The sequence below is a fragment of the Oleiagrimonas sp. C23AA genome (genome assembly GCF_011759385.1).
Taxonomy (GTDB): Bacteria; Pseudomonadota; Gammaproteobacteria; order Xanthomonadales; family Rhodanobacteraceae; genus Oleiagrimonas.
Genome location: NZ_JAARLY010000007.1, coordinates 47,935 through 64,225 on the forward strand (window position 1 = coordinate 47,935; position 16,291 = coordinate 64,225).

Below are 16,291 nucleotides of genomic sequence, written 5' to 3' on the forward strand. Positions count from 1 at the left end.
TCGGAATGTCGGAATGTCGGAATGTCGGAATGTCGGAATGTCGGGCGCGTATGAGTTGCCCTCAAAGCTGCAGCTCGGCCGAGCTTCTGCTCCCTCCCTTGCTTGCAGGGGAGGGCTGGGGAGGGGTAGAGCAGATTCCCTCCGCCTCATGTGATTCATCAACGCGTACCCGATTGCTCCAGGTGACGAAGAATGTCCTCCAGTACACGCTTGGTACGTAGCAATACATCGTCGTTCCAATAGCGAATCACGGTGTAGCCTTGCTGCTGCAATTGGTTGGTGCGACGCGCGTCGTAGTGCGCTTGTTCCACGTGCTGACCACCATCGAGTTCGATGATGACTCGTGCCTCGATGCAGGTGAAGTCAGCGATGTATCCGGCGATGGGATGCTGGCGCCTGAATCTGAAGCCTGCCAGTTGGCGACGGCGTAAGTGGCGCCAGAGGCGTTGTTCTGCGTCGGTGCTGTGCGTGCGAAGTTGGCGCGCGTGCTGATAGATGCGTCGCATGCAGGCTTCCTTGCCATAAGTGGTTGAGAGGTCTGTTTACCCCCTCCCAGCCTCCCCCTGCAAGCAGGGGGAGGGGCGAGCGAAACCACGGTTTTTTGAAGCCTGGCGCCAACTACAAAACGCCAAGTGCCCAAGTGCCCAAGTGCCCAAGTGCCCAAGTGCCCAAGTGCCCAAGTGCCCAAGTGCCCAAGTGCCCAAGTGCCCAAGTGCCCAAGTGCCCAAGTGCCCAAGTGCTTGGTAGGAGCTGCCCAGCTGACGTAGTGAGGTTTTCCGCCATGGCGGGATCGACCGCTTTGGCTCTCACCGACGGCGAGCGCGAAACCTGGCCGCTCCAAGGTACATGTCAGTTGTGGCGGAGCGCCGACGCTTGACTCCCTCCCCTGCTTGCAGGGGAGGGTTGGGGAGGGGTGAAGCGGTGCCTCAGGCCTGCTCGGCGTTGGGTGCCACGCCGCGGTTGCCAGCAAACAGCTGCACGATGATGGCGACGATGATGTTTACCGCCAGCGCGAACAGGCCGGTGTAGACGGAGATCGACTCGCCGCCGATGACAACCGCGTGCACTGGTTTGACGTGATCGGCAAAGGCCATCCAACTGCCCAGGATGATGCCGACCGCCCAGCCGGCCAGCAGCGCCGGGGCGCGAAAGTGGCGATCCTCGCTAGGAACTCCCTCCCCTGCTTGCAGGGGAGGGTTGGGGAGGGGTGAAGCGGTGCCTCAGGCTTGCTCGGCGTTGGGTGCCACGCCGCGGTTGCCGGCAAACAGCTGCACGATGATGGCGACGATGATGTTCACCGCCAGCGCGAACAGGCCGGTGTAGACCGAGATCGACTCGCCGCCGATGACGAAGGCGTGCACTGGTTTGACGTGATCGGCAAAGGCCATCCAACTGCCCAGGATGATGCCGACTGCCCAGCCGGCCAGCAGCGCCGGAGCATGGAACTGGTGACTCTCGCTAGCAACTCCCTCCCCTGCTCGCAGGGGAGGGTTGGGGAGGGGTGAAGCGGTGCCTCAGGCCTGCTCGGGGTTGGGTGCCACGCCGCGGTTGCCAGCAAACAGCTGCACGATGATGGCGACGATGATGTTTACCGCCAGCGCGAACAGGCCGGTGTAGACGGAGATCGACTCGCCGCCGATGACAACCGCGTGCACTGGTTTGACGTGATCGGCAAAGGCCATCCAACTGCCCAGGATGATGCCGACCGCCCAGCCGGCCAGCAGCGCCGGGGCGCGAAAGTGGCGATCCTCGCTAGGAACTCCCTCCCCTGCTTGCAGGGGAGGGTTGGGGAGGGGTGAAGCGGTGCCTCAGGCTTGCTCGGCGTTGGGTGCCACGCCGCGGTTGCCGGCAAACAGCTGCACGATGATGGCGACGATGATGTTCACCGCCAGCGCGAACAGGCCGGTGTAGACCGAGATCGACTCGCCGCCGATGACAAAGGCGTGTACCGGTTTAACGTGATCGGCAAAGGCCATCCAGCTGCCCAGGATGATGCCGACTGCCCAGCCGGCCAGCAGCGCCGGGGCGCGGAACCAGCGGCCCAAGCCAAACAAGCCGAAGCAGATCGCGGGGAAGGTCTGCACGATCCACACGCCGCCGAGCAGTTGCAGATCCAGCGCGAACTGTGTGGGCAGGAACAGGATGCATACCAGTGCGCCGACTTTCACCACCAGTGAGGTGACCTTGGCGACGGCCGCCTCGCCAGCCGCGGTGACTTGCGGGTTGATGTAGGCCTTCCAGAAGTTGCGCGTGAACAGGTTGGCTGCGCCGATTGACATCACCGCCGCCGGTACCAGCGCGCCGATGGCGATGGCCGAGAAGGCGAAGCCGGTGAACCAGCTTGGGAACAGGTCATTGAACAGCGCCGGCACCACATCGCTGTTGGATTCCACCTTCACGTGCGCGGCCCAGCCCATGTAGCCGAGCATGGCGATCAGGCCCAGCAGGACGGTGTAAGCCGGCAGGTAGATGGCGTTCTTGCGCACCGTGTTGGCGCTCTTGGCCGCGAACACGCCGGTCAGCGTATGCGGATACATGAACGCGGCCAGCGCCGAACCCAGGGCCAGCGTGGCGAACGGCACGAACTGCTGTGGATGCAGCAGCAGCCCGGTGGCGCCGCCCTTGCTCTCGTAGGCTTGCCGCGCGGTTTCCAGCACGTGGTGATAGCCGCCCAGCTTGGCCGGCACCAGCACGATGGCCACCAGCACCACGATGTAGATCATCAGATCCTTGACAAAGGCGATCAGCGCCGGCGCACGCAGGCCGGCCGAATAGGTGTAAAGCGCCAGGATGATGAAGGCGGCGGTGAGTGGAATTTCACCGGTCAGTCCCAGCGCCTTGATCACCACTTCCATGCCGACCAGCTGCAGGGCGATGTAGGGCATCACCGCGACCACGCCAGTGACCGCCACGGCCAACTCCAGCGGGCGCGAGCGGTAGCGGCCCCAGACAATATCGCCGGCTGTCACGTGCCCATTCTTGTGTGCTTCCTTCCACAGCTTGGGCATGATCAGGAACACGATGGGATACACCAGAATGGTGTAGGGCAACGCGAAGAAGCCGTACGCACCCACCGCATAAACCAGCGCCGGCACGGCGATCACGGTGTAGGCGGTATAGAAGTCGCCGCCGACCAGGAACCAGGTGATCCAGGTGCCGAACTTGCGTCCGCCCAGACCCCATTCGTCCAGATGCTTGTGGTCTGAGCCCGCCTGCCAGCGCGAGGCCCAGAAGCCCATTACGGTGACCAGCAGGAAGAAGAAGATGAAGACGCCCAGCGCCGTCCAGTCGATATGCCGCGGGATCATTGCTCTTCCTCCTGGGCGTAGTGCTTGCGGTAGATCAGCCAGGTGATGAAGGCGGTGATCGGAATCCACAAAAACTGGTACCAGTAGAAGAACGGCAGGCCGAGGAAGTAGGGGTTCTCGAAGTTGTAGAACGGCACCCACAACAGCCCGATGAACGGCAGCAGCAACAGGTATTTCATGCCAGACGCTCCTGGGGACGTGAAGGACCGGCGCGCCAGTGCGCCGGTGCAAGCTGACAGCGCCGCTGCGCGGGCACTGGCAGCCTGGGGCTACCGCGTCCGCGCACATCCGTGCATCCCCTGGATGGTCGACCCCTCCCGAGGGTGCGACGGCGCAAATCAGGCTTGAGCATCGGTTGCCCCGGGGTGGGGGTCAATCAGCGTTTGGTCGTAGATGCATGACATGCCAGACCGGCATGGTTCGCCCAAGTGATTGAACGGAAAGGCCAGATGGGCCTTGCGTGCTGCGATTTTCTGATCGCGCTACAGCCAGCGGGCGCGTTTCAGGGCAATGTAGATGCCGCCGACCAGGGACACGGTGATCACGATCATGCTGGGGTAGGCCCAGCCTTTGTCCAGTTCCGGCATGTGGTGAAAGTTCATGCCGTACCAGCTGGTGATCAGGGTCGGGGCAGCCAGCATGGCGGCCCAGCCGGCCAGTTTCTTCATCACCTCGTTCTGGCCAAAGGTGACCAGCGAGAGGTTGACGTTGATGGCCGCACCGAGCATTTCGCGCATGGTGCTGGTGGCCTCGTTGACGCGGATCACGTGATCGTACACGTCGCGGAAATAGACACGCGTTTCGTCACGTATCAGGTGGGGATGCAGGCGTACCAGCTGGTTGGTGATGTCCTGCAGGGGCGCCACCGCCAGGCGCAGCGTCATCAGCTCGCGCTGCATGTCGTACAGGCGCTTGATGGTGTCGCGCTTGTAGGTTTCGCGGAAGATGTCCTGTTCCAGCTCCTGCAATTCCTCGCGGAAATCGCTGACGATCGGCAGGAAGTTGTCGACGATGAAATCGAGAATCGCGTACAGACCAAAGCTGGGCCCGAGCGTGAGCAGCTCCGGTGCCGCCTCGCAGGTGCGCCTGGCCGGCGCGTAGCTGAGCGAGGCGCCGTGGCGCACGGTGATCAGATAGCGCGATCCCAGGAAGATGTGGGTTTCGCCAAAGGCGATGCTGCCGCCGACCAGTTGCGCGGTCTGCGCGACGATGAACAGCGAGTCGCCATAGGCCTCGATCTTGGTGCGCTGGTGCGCGTACTGCGCATCCTCGATGGCCAGGTCATGCAGGTCGAATTCTTCCTGCAGCTTTTCCAGCAGCGCCTCGTCCGGCTCGTGCAGGCCGACCCAGATGAAAGCATCGCTGTCCCGCATCACATCGCTGATCTGATCCAGGCCGATGTCACCGATGCGACGGCCTTCGCGTGAATAGGCCACGCAATTGACGACCATCGGGGCATCGCTGGAGGCGGCGGATCGGGCGGGGCTCTGGCTTAGCTGCATGCGTTTCATCATGCCGCCGGCGCGTCGATTCGGCAACGCGCGAAGGCTCAGGGCTGCGCTTTCGATTCAGCCCCCGGAACGCGCCACCGGGCGCCAGAGTGCGTAGGCCAGCCCCAGCCACACCGGAACGGCAAACAGAATCCACGGCAGATTCTGCTGCTCCAGCCCCGGCAGCAGGCGCACGCCCACTGCCAGCAGCGCCAGTATCGCCAGGCCCAGCACCAGCCATTGCCCGAAGCGGCGTGGCACGCGCCGCCACACACTGCCCAGCGCCAGCAGGGAGAACGGCGTGAACAGCAGCAGGTTCACATTGCGCCAGGCCGCCACGTGCGCCGTTGCCAGCCAAAGGATGAGCATGAACAGCCCGGCGATGCCAGCCAGCAACAGAAAGGCACCGCCCAGCACGCCGAAGGTCCAGCGTGCCAGTGCCCGTCGCGTGCGCCACTGGCCGCTGACGGCCAAGGCCAGCCCCAGCACGCTGCCGGCCACCAGCATGGGAATGGCCAGCGCCGGCGGTTGGCGCGACGGGTCCGGGTGGTGTGCCCTGGCGATGCGCCGGTCACGCTGCACCAGCGCATGCGCGTTGCCGTCGGCGCCATGGATCGTCACATGATCAAGATTGCGCATCAGCGCCATCGGTATGAAGCTGGCCTGCCAGGCGTTGAGTGGCTGGTCGGCGTAGGGTCCAAGGCCCAGGTCCATGCCCAGCATCAGCAGTGGCTGGCCGGCCATCAGGCGGTCGGTCTGCTGGCGGTAGGTTTCGCGCCCGGCGCGTGCGGTGAGCGCTTTTTCCAGCTGCCCGCCGAGCACGCGATTGAGGGCATCGCGCACGCGCGTGGTGCAGTTGTCGGTGTAGTAGTTGTACCAGTAACGGCGATTTTCCGGGCGCAGGTTCCACAGCAGAAAATCGCGCAGTTGCGAGGCCTGGGCCGGTGTCAGAGCCAGGCGTTGCTGCTCGATCCAGCGCCCGGCCTGGCGGTAGGTGGCCATGTCCTGGTCGGCGTACTCGGCGTCCATCATGTAGTTCATGCGCCCGCGCGCGAAGTTGAGCAGGAAGTTTTTCTGCTCGAAGTCGAACACGCCGTAATTGAAGGTGATGGCCTGCCCGCTGACGCTGTCGCGCAGCTCGATGGCATCGTGCCCGAAGCGCTCCCAGTAGATGGTGCCGGGGCCGTAGGTGATCAGCGACACTTCCAGGTTCTGGCCTGGCGCGTCGGCCACACCGGCGTGCGCGCGGGTACCCGCATCGCTCAGCCAGAGCAGGGTGATGAAAAGAAAGGCGGTGAAAAGGCGGGACGCGGGGAGGGCATGCATGGGCGGAGAAGGTGCCCGAGTTCACCGGCGGCGGCAAGCGGTATGGGGTCGCGGGTGCTGGTGTAGGGGTGCGGCCTGGGTTTACCCCCTCCCAGCCTCCCCCTGCAAGCAGGGGGAGGAGCTATCAGGCTCGCCGAGCGCCGAGCGCCGAGCGTCGAGCGCCGAGCGAAGGGCGAAGGGCGAAGGGCGAAGGGCGAAGGGCGAAGAAGCCGAAACGTCGAAACGTCGAAACGTCGAAACGTTGAAGCGCCAAGGCGGCATGCCGATTCTTCCAAGCTTGCCTCAGACCTGGAGCAGAGCAGCGCTTTTACTCCCTCCCCTGTGTGCAGGGGAGGGTTGGGGAGGGGTAGAAACCGCCTCAGTCATCCCCGACAGCGTTCGTTTGCACGCGGAACTGGTGCACGCGGCGATCGTCGGCCTGGGTCACGTGGAACAGGTAGTCGCCAATGGCGATGTCCTCGCCGCTTTCGGGCAGATGGCCAAACTCGGAGGTGACCATGCCGCCGATGGTGTCGAACTCTTCATCCGGGTACTGCGTGCCCAGTTCGGCGTTGACCTCGGCGATGGGCGTCAGTGCGCTGATCAGGTAGCCGCCTTCGGGCAGGGCCTGCATCAGCTGCGGCGCTTCCTCATCGTCGTGCTCGTCGTCGATCTCGCCGACGATTTCTTCCAGCACGTCCTCGATGGTGACCAGGCCGGCAACGCCGCCGTATTCGTCGACCACCAGCGCCATGTGGTTGTGGCTCAGGCGAAATTCGGCCAGCAGCACGTTCAGGCGCATCGACTCGGGGATCAGCACAGCTGGACGCAGCAGCGTGCGGATGTCGCAGTGCTCGCGGTCGCCGAAGTACTTGAGCAGATCCTTGGCTAGCAGAATGCCGAGGATCTCGTCCTTGTCCTCGCCGTGCACAGGAAAGCGCGAGTGGCCCGATTCGACCACCGTTTCCAGGATATCGGCCAGTGGGGCTTCGGCTGGCAGCATGACCATCTGCGCGCGCGGCACCATCACGTCATCCACGCTCAGCTCGGTGACGCGCAGCGCGCCCTCGACCATGCCCAGCGTGTCATTGGAAAGCAGGCCGTTGGCCTGGGCGCTGCGCAGTTCGTCGAGCAATTCGTCGCGGCTGCGCGGTTCGCCGGAAAACATTTGGCCCAGGCGATCCCACCAGGAACGGTGGTGCGGGCCGTTGGTACTTCCAGAGTCCTCGTTCATCAGGGCTGTAGATACGATCTTTTGAAATGGGTGTAAGGCTGCCGATTCTAGCGCAAACCCCGGGGGCTGCCCCAAGGCGTACGGCGCGGCCTGTTCATGCACGGCTCGGCACAACGCTTACCGGGCTTTGTGCGGGCCGGCATTGGGTTTGATGGGGGCACCGGTGAACGGATTCCAGCCATGGGCGGCCAACGCGGCCCAGGCGGTCGCACCCAAGTGCGGCAGGTGGTAATAGAAAAAATCGGCAAAGGTGGAATCGGGGCCAATGGCCAGGTCGGTTTCGATGCGTGCCTGCGGCGTGGCGTAAAGCAGACCATCGGCGCTTCGCTGCTTGAGTAGCAGCGTCCAGAGCGCGGATGGAACCTTGCGCCCGCTGGCTTGCATGGCCGCGGCGGCCTGGGCGGTGCCCTCGGTCCAGATGCCCTTTGGCGAACCGCGATAGCCAAAACCGGCGCCATGGCTGTGCGTGGTCTTTATCCACGGCCATACCGACTGCCACTGCGGCGGCACCGGCGCCATCGCCAGCAACGGCCACACCTGCGCATCCAGCGCGTAAGGGTGCTGGGCAATACTGTGGCCGTTGTCCGTGGTGCCGATGGGGAAGTGGTGCTGGCGGGCATCCCACATGGCGCTGACAAAGGCGCGGCTGATGCGCGCCTGGCGGGCCAGCGCCGCATCGGGGCGATCGCGTTGCGCCCAGCGCGCGGCGGCATAGACATCCAGGTTGTGTTCGGTGGATTTCCAGCGCTGCGGTGCCTGCTTGCCGTCAAAGCCATACACGCCGCCGTTGTAGCCGGCCGGTGCCGTGGCATCGTAGGTGTGCGCAGCGATCCAGGAAAGCCACTGGCGTGCCGCGTCGAGATAGCGCGTCTCGTGGGTGTGCTGATACACACCCAGCGCCAGCAGCGCCGCCCAGGCCATGTTGCCGGTGGCGGTGCTGGCCTGGTAGGCGTCTTCCTGCCAGAAGCCGCCTTTGGCATTCCAGAAGCCGGGCAGCTTGGCGGTGCCTTTGCCCATGGCGCCGGCGGCGTAGGCGTTGCGCAGGCGGTGGTCGTGATAGTTCAGATCGTGGGCGCTGACGTAGATCAGCGCGTCGGCAATGCGTTGTGCCTGCTTCGGCTGGCCGCAGGCGATCAGCGCCAGCCCGGCCGCGGCGTTGTCGTAGACAAAGGCCGCGCCGTGCAGCGCGCGACGATCGGCCGGGGCGCTCAGGGTGACGCTGGGGTAGCTGGCCAGCAGCATCGGCCCCTGACCCGGCATGGCGTGCGCGGCGTCGTCCAGTGCGGCGCACGTCACTTTGGCCAGTTGCTGACGTGGCGAGGCCGCGAATGTCGCGACACTGATGCCGAAAAGCATCATCGCGCAGACAGCACGGCAGGCAGAGCGCATCAATGTAGACATGGCAAGCGGCGGCAGCGGGCGTCAAAGCAGTGTGCCGCGCGGTGCGGGCTTGGGTCTATGCGAACGCGGGCAAACGGTTCAGCGAGGGCGGTAAGGGTCGTCGATGCCCAGCCCGGCCAGAATGCGCGTTTCCAGCGCCTCCATTTGTTCGGCCTCGGCTTCTTCGATGTGGTCGTAACCCAACAGGTGCAGCGTGCCGTGCACCGTCAGGTGCGCCCAGTGCGCGCGATCGGCCTTGTGCTGTTCACGCGCCTCGCGCTGCATCACCGGGGCACAGATGGCCAGATCGCCGAGCAGTGGCAACTCCACGCCCGGCGGCAGTTCGGCCGGAAACGACAGCACGTTGGTGGCGTAATCCTTGCCGCGATAGGTGGCGTTGAGTTCGCGGCCCTCGTCGGCATCGACCAGGCGGATCGAGAGCTCGGCCTCGCCCTCGTGACCGGCGCCGGCCAGCGCCGCGCCGACCCAGCGCCGAAAGCTGGCCGCGGCCGGCAGTCCCTTGCGCGGCAAGCCGTAACCTAAGTGCAGGGTCAGCGCAGATGCCTGACTCATCCGCGCGGCGACTCGTTCATGCGTTCGGCGGCCTCGTAGGCGCGCACGATGCGTGCGACCAGCGGATGACGCACCACATCGCGCGAGGTGAAGAAGGTGAAGCTAATGCCGTCCACGCCGCGCAGCACCTCGATGGCATGACGCAGCCCCGAGCGCGCGCCGCGCGGCAGATCCACCTGGGTCACGTCGCCGGTGATCACCGCCACCGAGCCAAAACCGATGCGCGTCAGGAACATCTTCATCTGCTCGACGGTGGTGTTCTGCGCCTCATCCAGAATGACGAACGAATCATTCAGCGTGCGACCGCGCATGTAGGCCAGCGGGGCAATCTCGATGATGTTGCGCTCAATCAGCTTGGCCACGCGCTCGAAACCGAGCATTTCGTACAGCGCGTCGTACAGCGGGCGCAGGTACGGGTCGACCTTCTGGCTGAGGTCGCCGGGCAAGAAGCCCAGTTTCTCACCGGCTTCCACGGCGGGGCGCACCAGCAGCACGCGCTGCACGCGATTGGTTTCCAGCGCCTCGACCGCGCTGGCCACGGCCAGGTAGGTCTTGCCGGTGCCGGCCGGGCCGATGCCGAAGTTGATGTCATTGGTGGCGATGGCGTGCAGGTAGCGGGCCTGGTTCGGGCCACGGCCCTTGATCAGGCCGCGTTTGACCTTGATCAGCACTTCCTGGGCCTGTTCGGCGGCCTGTTCGGAGAGCGCGTCGACGCCCGATTCGGACAGCATCAGGTTGATGCGCGGGCCGTTCAGCGACTCGTTTTCGGTCACTTCATACAGCGCGTGCAGCACTTTTTCGGTGGCCTCGGTGACCGGCGCGTCGCCAATCACCTGGAACAGGTTGCCACGGTGGTTGATCTCCACGCCCAGACGCAATTCGATCTGGCGCAGATGCTCGTCAAAGGGGCCGGCCAGGTTGGCCAGACGGGCGTTGTCATCGGGTTCGAGCGCGAAGTCGCGCGTAGTCAGTTCTGCCATACCCAAAAGCGTACCGCGCGGGGGCGGGGTGGGCCAGCATCGGGCGTGTTCGGCCGCGTTTCGGGATAGGCGCGATTCACGCGGCACTTGTGTTTAATTAATTGATGAATTAATTAAATGCCATGAGCAACACACCCACCACCCAGGCACGTGGTCGTCGCGCCGGTCGTCCGGCCGGCGACGACGCCGATCTGCGCAATCAGTTGCTGGATACGGCGGCCAGCTTATTTGCGCGCAACGGCATCGCGGGCACCTCGTTGCGCGCCATCGCCGATGCCGCCGAGGTGACGCCGGCGATGCTGCATTACTACTTTGGCGGCAAGGCGGCGCTGGTCGACGCCTTGATCGACGAACGGCTGAAACCGGCCGTGCAGCCGTTGCACACGCGGCTGGCGTCGACCGAAACCACGCCGCCGGCCCTGATCGAGGCTTTCGTGCGCGGCATGGCCGAGGTGATCGGTTCGCACGCATGGCTGCCGGCGCTTTGGGTACGCGAGGTGGTTTGCGAAGGCGGCGCCTTGCGCCCGGCGGTGTTCGAGCGGGTGGTGCCGCAGTTGCCCCAGATCATGGCGGAGCACTTCCGGCGTGCGCAGAATGCGGGGCAACTGGCGCCGGGCATCGATCCCCAGCTGCTGGTGGTGTCGCTGGTCGGGCTGACCATGTTTCCGGCCGCCGGCGAGCCGATCTGGCGACAGGTATTCGATACCGGTGCGATGAGCGTGGATGGTCTGGTCCGGCATGTGCTCAGCCTTCTCGGCCAGGGCATCCGGGGTGTCAGTGGAGATGAGCGATGAACGCGTCAGTGATGCGTGCAGGCGTGTTGGGCTCGATGGCGGCGTTGCTGCTCAGTGGCTGTCATCCGGCGCCGCCAAAGGCGTTGGGCACGCTGGAGTACGATCGCATCACGCTGCCGGCGGTGGCCGCCGAGCGCGTGGTCTCGATCGGTGTGAAGGAAGGCCAGCGCGTCAAGAAGGGGCAATTCCTGGTGCAGCTCGATGCCAGCCAGACCCGGGCCGACCTTGCTGCCAGCCGTGCCCGCGCGGCGCAGCAGCAGGCGGCGTTGGAAAAAGCCGACAACGGGCCGCGCAAGGAAGATATCGACCAGGCGCGTGCACGTCTGGCCAGCGCCAACGCCCAGGCCAAAGACGCCCGCGCCTATTACGCACGACTGAAGCCGCTGCAGGGGCAAAGCTACGTCTCGGCGTCAGACCTGGATCGCGCCCGCGCCGCGGCCAGCGCTGCCGATGGCGATGTGGCGGCGGCGCGAGCAGCGCTGGATCTGCTGCTGCATGGCACCCGCGCCGAGGACGTGGCCCAGGCGCGCGCGGCGCTGGCCGATGCACAGCAGCAGGCCAAGGCGCAGCAGGTGCTGCTGGACAAGCTGCACGTGGTGGCGCCGCGCGATGGCCTGATTGACAGCCTGCCGTACCGGCGTGGTGACCAGGCGCCCGTGGGCCAGCCGCTGGTGATCATGCTGGTCGGCCACACGCCGTACGCGCGGGTCTACCTGCCAGAAGCCATGCGTGCCCAGCTGCACGATGGTGATGCGGTCCAGGTGCATGTGCGGGGGCGCGCGCAAGCCTACGCCGGGCATGTGCGCATGATCCGCCGGGAGCCGGTGTTCACCCCGTACTACGCGCTTTCCGGCGAGGACGCCACGCGCCTGAGCTGGCTGGCACAAGTCCAGCTGGGCAACGATGCGCGCGATCTTCCGGCCGGTTTGCCGGTGTCGGTTACCTTGGCGGCAACGCACCCGTGAACGAAAGCGCCACACCGGCGATCCGCGTGCGCGGGCTGACGCGTCGCTTTGGTGAGCTGGTGGCCGTCGATCATGTCGATCTTGAGGTGCCCGCGCGTCAGGTCTACGGCTTTCTCGGTCCCAATGGCTCGGGCAAGTCCACCACCATCCGCATGCTTTGCGGACTGCTGATGCCCAGCGAGGGCGAGATCGAGGTATTGGGGCTGCGTATTCCTGCGCAGGCCGAGGCCCTGCGGCGTCAGATCGGTTACATGACCCAGACCTTTTCGTTGTTCACCGATCTTAGCGTGCGCGAAAACCTGGCCTTCATGGCCGCGGTGCAGGGCGTGCCCCAGCGCCAGACCCGCTCGCGCATCGATGCGTTGCTCGAGCAATACCATCTGGCCGACATGCAGCGTCAGCTCGCCGGTACCTTGAGCGGTGGCCAGCGCCAGCGCCTGGCATTGGCCGCGGCGGTGGTGCACGAGCCGAAACTTCTGTTCCTGGACGAGCCGACCAGTGCGGTCGATCCGCAATCGCGGCGCGACTTCTGGGAGGCGCTGTTCACTCTGGCCGATGCCGGCACCACGCTGCTGGTATCCACGCATTACATGGACGAGGCCGAACGCTGCCACCGTCTGGCCATTCTCGATCGCGGCCGGTTGGTGGCCGATGACACACCGGCCGCGCTGGCCGGTGCGTTGGCCGGGCGAACGTTTCAGGTCAACACGCAGCATCCGCGAGCGTTGCAGCCGACGCTGGCGCAATGGCCGGGCGTGCTCAGCGTGGCGCAGATCGGTGCGAGCTTGCGTGTGTTGATGGCCGCCGACGCTGACGCTGCCGAGGATATCTGCACACGCATGCGCGATGCGCTGCGTTCCAGCGATGCCAAGGTCAGCGTGAGCGCCGTAACGCCCAGCCTGGAAGATGTCTTCGTGGCGGCCACACGTGAGCCCGGCGCGGTCGAGGCGACGTCGTCATGAACATGCGGCGGCTGTGGGCCATCGTGATGAAGGAGTTGCGCCAGTTGGCGCGCGATCGCATTACCCTGGCCATGATCGTGGGCATCCCCGTGCTGTTGCTGGCGCTGTTCGGCTACGCCATCAATCTGAACCTGCGCGGCCTGCACGCCGGTATTGCCGACCAGGCGCAGACCGCCGGATCGCGCGCGCTGGTGATGGACATGCTGGCCACCGGGGTGATCGAGCCGGGCATGCAGGCGCCGACACCCGCGCCACTGATGACGGCCTTGAAGCGCGGTCGCATCAGCGTGGCGATCGTGATTCCACCGGACTTCGAGCGTCGCCGCATCGACGGCCGGGCGGTGGCCCAGGTGGTGGTCGATGGCAGCGATTCGACGGTGCGCGCTGCGGCCTTGCAACTGCTGCAGGTGCCTATCGACAGCGCCGCTTCCGACACCCGTGCGCCGCCGCGCAGCACGCCGGTGGAGGGGCGCATCCGGCTATTGAGTCTGTACAACCCCGAGCGGCGCTCGGCGGTGAATATCGTGCCGGGCCTGGTCGGGGTGATCCTGACCATGACCATGGTGCTGTTCACCGCGGTGGCGGTGGTGCGTGAGCGTGAACGCGGCAACATGGAGCTGCTGATCGCCACGCCGCTCAGTCGCAGCGAGCTGATGGTCGGCAAGGTCTTGCCCTACGTGGTGATCGGCCTGTTGCAGACCACCCTGATCCTGGCCCTGGGCGTGGGTGTGTTTCGTGTGCCGGTGCGAGGTTCGTTGTGGGAGGTCTACGCCGCAGCCGCATTGCTGATTGTGGCCAATCTGGCCATGGGCTTGTTGATCTCCACACGCGCCAAGTCGCAGTTCCAGGCCATGCAGATGACGTTTTTCGTGTTCCTGCCGTCGATTCTGCTATCCGGCTTCATGTTCCCGTTCGCCGGCATGCCACGCGCCGCGCAGTGGCTGGCCGAAGTGCTGCCGCTGACGCACTTTCTGCGCCTGATCCGAGGCGTGATGCTGCGTGGCGCCGGGCTATGGGCCATGTGGCCGGACGTGCTGGCGCTGCTGGCCTTTGCGCTGGTGATGATGACGCTGGCCATCACGCGCTTTCGCAAACGCCTGGATTGAGGGGAGGGCGTGCCTGCTGGGATGTGCAGGCGTTTCAACCCCTCCTCAATCCTCCCCTGCAGGCAGGGGAGGAGGTCTCATCTGAGGTGCTGCCTTCGTTTGCCGTGGAACGTTGAATCAGCGCAGCGTTCGGCCCCTCCCCCTGCGTGCAGGGGGAGGTTGGGAGGGGGTAGATCCGGCCTCCCTACCGGATGGATTCCACCCCCTCGTCCATTGAGGCACATAGGCTTCAAGGGTTTTTCCTGGCGTATGGCAGGCGTTCCAACCCCTCCTCAATCCTCCCCTGCAGGCAGGGGAGGAGGTCTCATCTGGGGTGCTGCCTTCGTTTCCCGTGAAGCGTTGAATCAGCGCGGCGTTCGGCTCCTCCCCCTGCTTGCAGGGGGAGGGTGGGAGGGGGGTAGATCCGGCCTCACCACCGGATGGATTCCACCCGGCGTCCATGATGCCCATAGGCTTCAAGGGTTTTTGCTGGGGTATGCCAGGTGTTTCAATCCCTCCTCAATCCTCCCCTGCATGCAGGGCAGGAGGTCTCATCTGGGGTGCTGCCTTCGTTGCCGTGGAACGTTGAATCAGCGCGGCGTTTGACTCCTCCCCCTGCTTGCAGGGGGAGGCTGGGAGGGCGTAGATCCGGGCTCAGCGCCGAAGACTGTCCACACCTGCGCCCTTGAGGCGCACAGACACGCAGGCCTCAGGCGACCTTCTGGTCGTCGCTGGTGACCACGCGGCCGCGCAGGGAATTGGCCATGGCCTCGGTGATCACCACGTCGACGAACTGGCCCTTCATGCGCGGATCGCCCGGGAAATTGACGAAGCGCATGTTCTCGGTGCGGCCGGTCATCTCGTTCGCGCTCTTCTTGCTGGGGCCTTCCACCAGCACGCTTTGCACGGTGCCGACCATGGCCTCGCTGATTTTCTTGGCGTTCTTGTTGATGGCCGCCTGCAGGCGCATCAGGCGCGCGTGCTTGGTGGCATCGTCGGTATCGTCAGGCAGGTTGGAGGCCGGCGTACCGGGGCGACGCGAGTAGATGAACGAGAAGCTCTGGTCAAAGCCAATGGCCTCGATCAGCTTCATGGTCTGCTCGAAATCGTGATCGCTCTCGCCGGGGAAGCCGACGATGAAATCCGAGCTGATGGAGATATCCGGGCGCGCGGCACGCAGCTTGCGGATGCGCTGCTTGTATTCCAGCGCCGTGTAGCCACGCTTCATGGCCGCCAGAATGCGGTCGGATCCGGCTTGTACCGGAAGATGCAGGTAGTTGGCCAGCTTGGGCACGTTGGCGTAGGCCTCGATCAGCGAGTCGGAGAACTCGACCGGGTGCGAGGTGGTGAAGCGAATACGGCCGATGCCGTCGATCTCGGCGATGGCGTGGATCAAGAGCGCCAGATCGGCGATGCCGCCATCGTGCATGGGGCCGCGATAGGCGTTGACGTTCTGGCCCAGCAGGTTGACCTCGCGCACGCCCTGTTCGGCCAGCAGCGCCACTTCGCCGATCACATCGTCGAACGGGCGGCTGATTTCCTCACCGCGGGTGTAGGGCACCACGCAGTAGCTGCAGTACTTGGAGCAGCCTTCCATGATCGACACGAAGGCCGTCGGGCCTTCGGCGCGCGGCGCCGGCATGGCGTCGAACTTCTCGATTTCCGGGAAGCTGATGTCCACCTGCGGGCGTTTGTCGCGACGGCTGGCTTCGACCATGTCCGGCAGGCGGTGCAGGGTCTGCGGGCCGAACACCATGTCCACGAACGGCGCGCGCTTGACGATGGCATCGCCCTCCTGGCTGGCCACGCAACCGCCGACACCGATGACGACCTTGTCGTTCTTGGCTTTGAGCTGCTTCCAGCGCCCCAGCTGGCTGAACACCTTTTCCTGCGCCTTCTCGCGGATCGAGCAGGTGTTGATCAGGATGACGTCGGCCTCGTCGGCGTTGTCGGTCAGTTCCAGGCCGTGGGAGGCCTTGAGCACGTCGATCATCTTGGCCGAGTCGTACTCGTTCATCTGACAGCCGTGCGTTTTAATGAAAAGCTTGCCGGTCATGGGCTTACACTAGCATTCAAGCGAACCCGATAGTCTACGCGCCCTTGTTGGCGGCCGCCAGTGTCGGTGCCGCTTGTGTGCGCCAGCGCACGTCGCCGCGGCGCCATGCCGCAGGCGCTTGGCAAGGCCGGGGCGCTGGCGCACACTTGGTCCATGTCT

17 protein-coding genes are annotated in these 16,291 nt (G+C 65.0%); 4 read left to right on the forward strand and 13 right to left on the reverse strand.

Translation table 11 applies throughout. From position 1 onward, the window contains the following. Positions 1–158: 158 nt before the first annotated feature. The 12 genes from HBF24_RS12290 to HBF24_RS12345 form a co-directional block, all read right to left on the reverse strand. Positions 159–506 carry a DUF559 domain-containing protein gene (locus HBF24_RS12290; RefSeq protein WP_167173331.1) on the reverse strand — a complete coding sequence of 116 codons (348 nt, stop codon included), beginning with the start codon at positions 504–506 and terminating at the stop codon, positions 159–161. Positions 507–926: 420 nt separating this feature from the next. After that, positions 927–1,094 carry a hypothetical protein gene (locus HBF24_RS12295; RefSeq protein WP_167173333.1) on the reverse strand — a complete coding sequence of 56 codons (168 nt, stop codon included), beginning with the start codon at positions 1,092–1,094 and terminating at the stop codon, positions 927–929. 126 nt (positions 1,095–1,220) lie between these two features. Beyond that, on the reverse strand, positions 1,221–1,388 hold the full coding sequence (locus HBF24_RS12300) for a hypothetical protein (RefSeq protein ID WP_206064320.1): 168 nt from the start codon (positions 1,386–1,388) through the stop codon (positions 1,221–1,223). Between the two features lie 126 nt (positions 1,389–1,514). After that, positions 1,515–1,682, reverse strand: coding sequence for a hypothetical protein (locus tag HBF24_RS12305; RefSeq protein ID WP_167173335.1), 168 nt, complete (start codon positions 1,680–1,682; stop codon positions 1,515–1,517). Between the two features lie 126 nt (positions 1,683–1,808). After that, positions 1,809–3,308, reverse strand: a complete 1,500-nt coding sequence (locus HBF24_RS12310; protein ID WP_206064321.1) for a sodium:solute symporter family protein — start codon at positions 3,306–3,308, stop codon at positions 1,809–1,811. Further along, on the reverse strand, positions 3,305–3,487 hold the full coding sequence (locus HBF24_RS12315) for a DUF3311 domain-containing protein (RefSeq protein WP_167173337.1): 183 nt from the start codon (positions 3,485–3,487) through the stop codon (positions 3,305–3,307). The genes HBF24_RS12310 and HBF24_RS12315 overlap by 4 nt, the downstream gene beginning before the upstream one ends. Positions 3,488–3,790: 303 nt before the next feature. Further along, the gene (gene corA, locus HBF24_RS12320; RefSeq protein WP_167173698.1) at positions 3,791–4,819 is read right to left on the reverse strand and encodes a magnesium/cobalt transporter CorA; all 1,029 of its coding nucleotides are present in this window, start codon (positions 4,817–4,819) and stop codon (positions 3,791–3,793) included. A 57-nt stretch (positions 4,820–4,876) separates the two neighbouring features. Continuing rightward, positions 4,877–6,124: a DUF4105 domain-containing protein gene (locus HBF24_RS12325; protein WP_167173338.1), complete on the reverse strand. Its 1,248-nt coding sequence runs from the start codon at positions 6,122–6,124 to the stop codon at positions 4,877–4,879. 358 nt (positions 6,125–6,482) lie between these two features. Further along, positions 6,483–7,337 (reverse strand): transporter associated domain-containing protein, encoded by an 855-nt coding sequence (locus HBF24_RS12330; RefSeq protein ID WP_167173340.1) that lies wholly within the window; start codon positions 7,335–7,337, stop codon positions 6,483–6,485. A 117-nt stretch (positions 7,338–7,454) separates the two neighbouring features. Further along, positions 7,455–8,696 (reverse strand): hypothetical protein, encoded by a 1,242-nt coding sequence (locus HBF24_RS12335; protein WP_206064322.1) that lies wholly within the window; start codon positions 8,694–8,696, stop codon positions 7,455–7,457. 120 nt (positions 8,697–8,816) lie between these two features. Next, positions 8,817–9,290 (reverse strand): rRNA maturation RNase YbeY, encoded by a 474-nt coding sequence (gene ybeY, locus HBF24_RS12340; protein ID WP_167173342.1) that lies wholly within the window; start codon positions 9,288–9,290, stop codon positions 8,817–8,819. Further along, positions 9,287–10,270, reverse strand: coding sequence for a PhoH family protein (locus tag HBF24_RS12345; protein ID WP_167173344.1), 984 nt, complete (start codon positions 10,268–10,270; stop codon positions 9,287–9,289). Before HBF24_RS12345 ends, ybeY begins: the two co-directional genes overlap by 4 nt. 122 nt (positions 10,271–10,392) lie before the next feature. Here HBF24_RS12345 and HBF24_RS12350 point away from each other — a divergent pair, with 122 nt between their 5' ends. Genes HBF24_RS12350 through HBF24_RS12365 form a run of 4 tightly spaced genes read left to right on the forward strand, consistent with a single transcriptional unit; the run spans position 10,393 to position 14,097 of the window. Next, positions 10,393–11,064: a TetR family transcriptional regulator gene (locus HBF24_RS12350; protein WP_167173346.1), complete on the forward strand. Its 672-nt coding sequence runs from the start codon at positions 10,393–10,395 to the stop codon at positions 11,062–11,064. Next, positions 11,061–12,029, forward strand: coding sequence for an HlyD family efflux transporter periplasmic adaptor subunit (locus tag HBF24_RS12355; protein WP_167173348.1), 969 nt, complete (start codon positions 11,061–11,063; stop codon positions 12,027–12,029). The genes HBF24_RS12350 and HBF24_RS12355 overlap by 4 nt, the downstream gene beginning before the upstream one ends. A 20-nt stretch (positions 12,030–12,049) precedes the next feature. After that, entirely contained in the window at positions 12,050–12,991 is a 942-nt protein-coding gene (locus tag HBF24_RS12360) for an ABC transporter ATP-binding protein (RefSeq protein ID WP_167173701.1), read from the forward strand. After that, on the forward strand, positions 12,988–14,097 hold the full coding sequence (locus HBF24_RS12365) for an ABC transporter permease (RefSeq protein ID WP_167173350.1): 1,110 nt from the start codon (positions 12,988–12,990) through the stop codon (positions 14,095–14,097). Before HBF24_RS12360 ends, HBF24_RS12365 begins: the two co-directional genes overlap by 4 nt. Before the next feature lie 688 nt (positions 14,098–14,785). Here the strand turns inward: HBF24_RS12365 and miaB are convergent. Further along, positions 14,786–16,132: a tRNA (N6-isopentenyl adenosine(37)-C2)-methylthiotransferase MiaB gene (gene miaB / locus HBF24_RS12370; RefSeq protein ID WP_167173351.1), complete on the reverse strand. Its 1,347-nt coding sequence runs from the start codon at positions 16,130–16,132 to the stop codon at positions 14,786–14,788. Between the last annotated feature and the right edge of the window lie 159 nt (positions 16,133–16,291).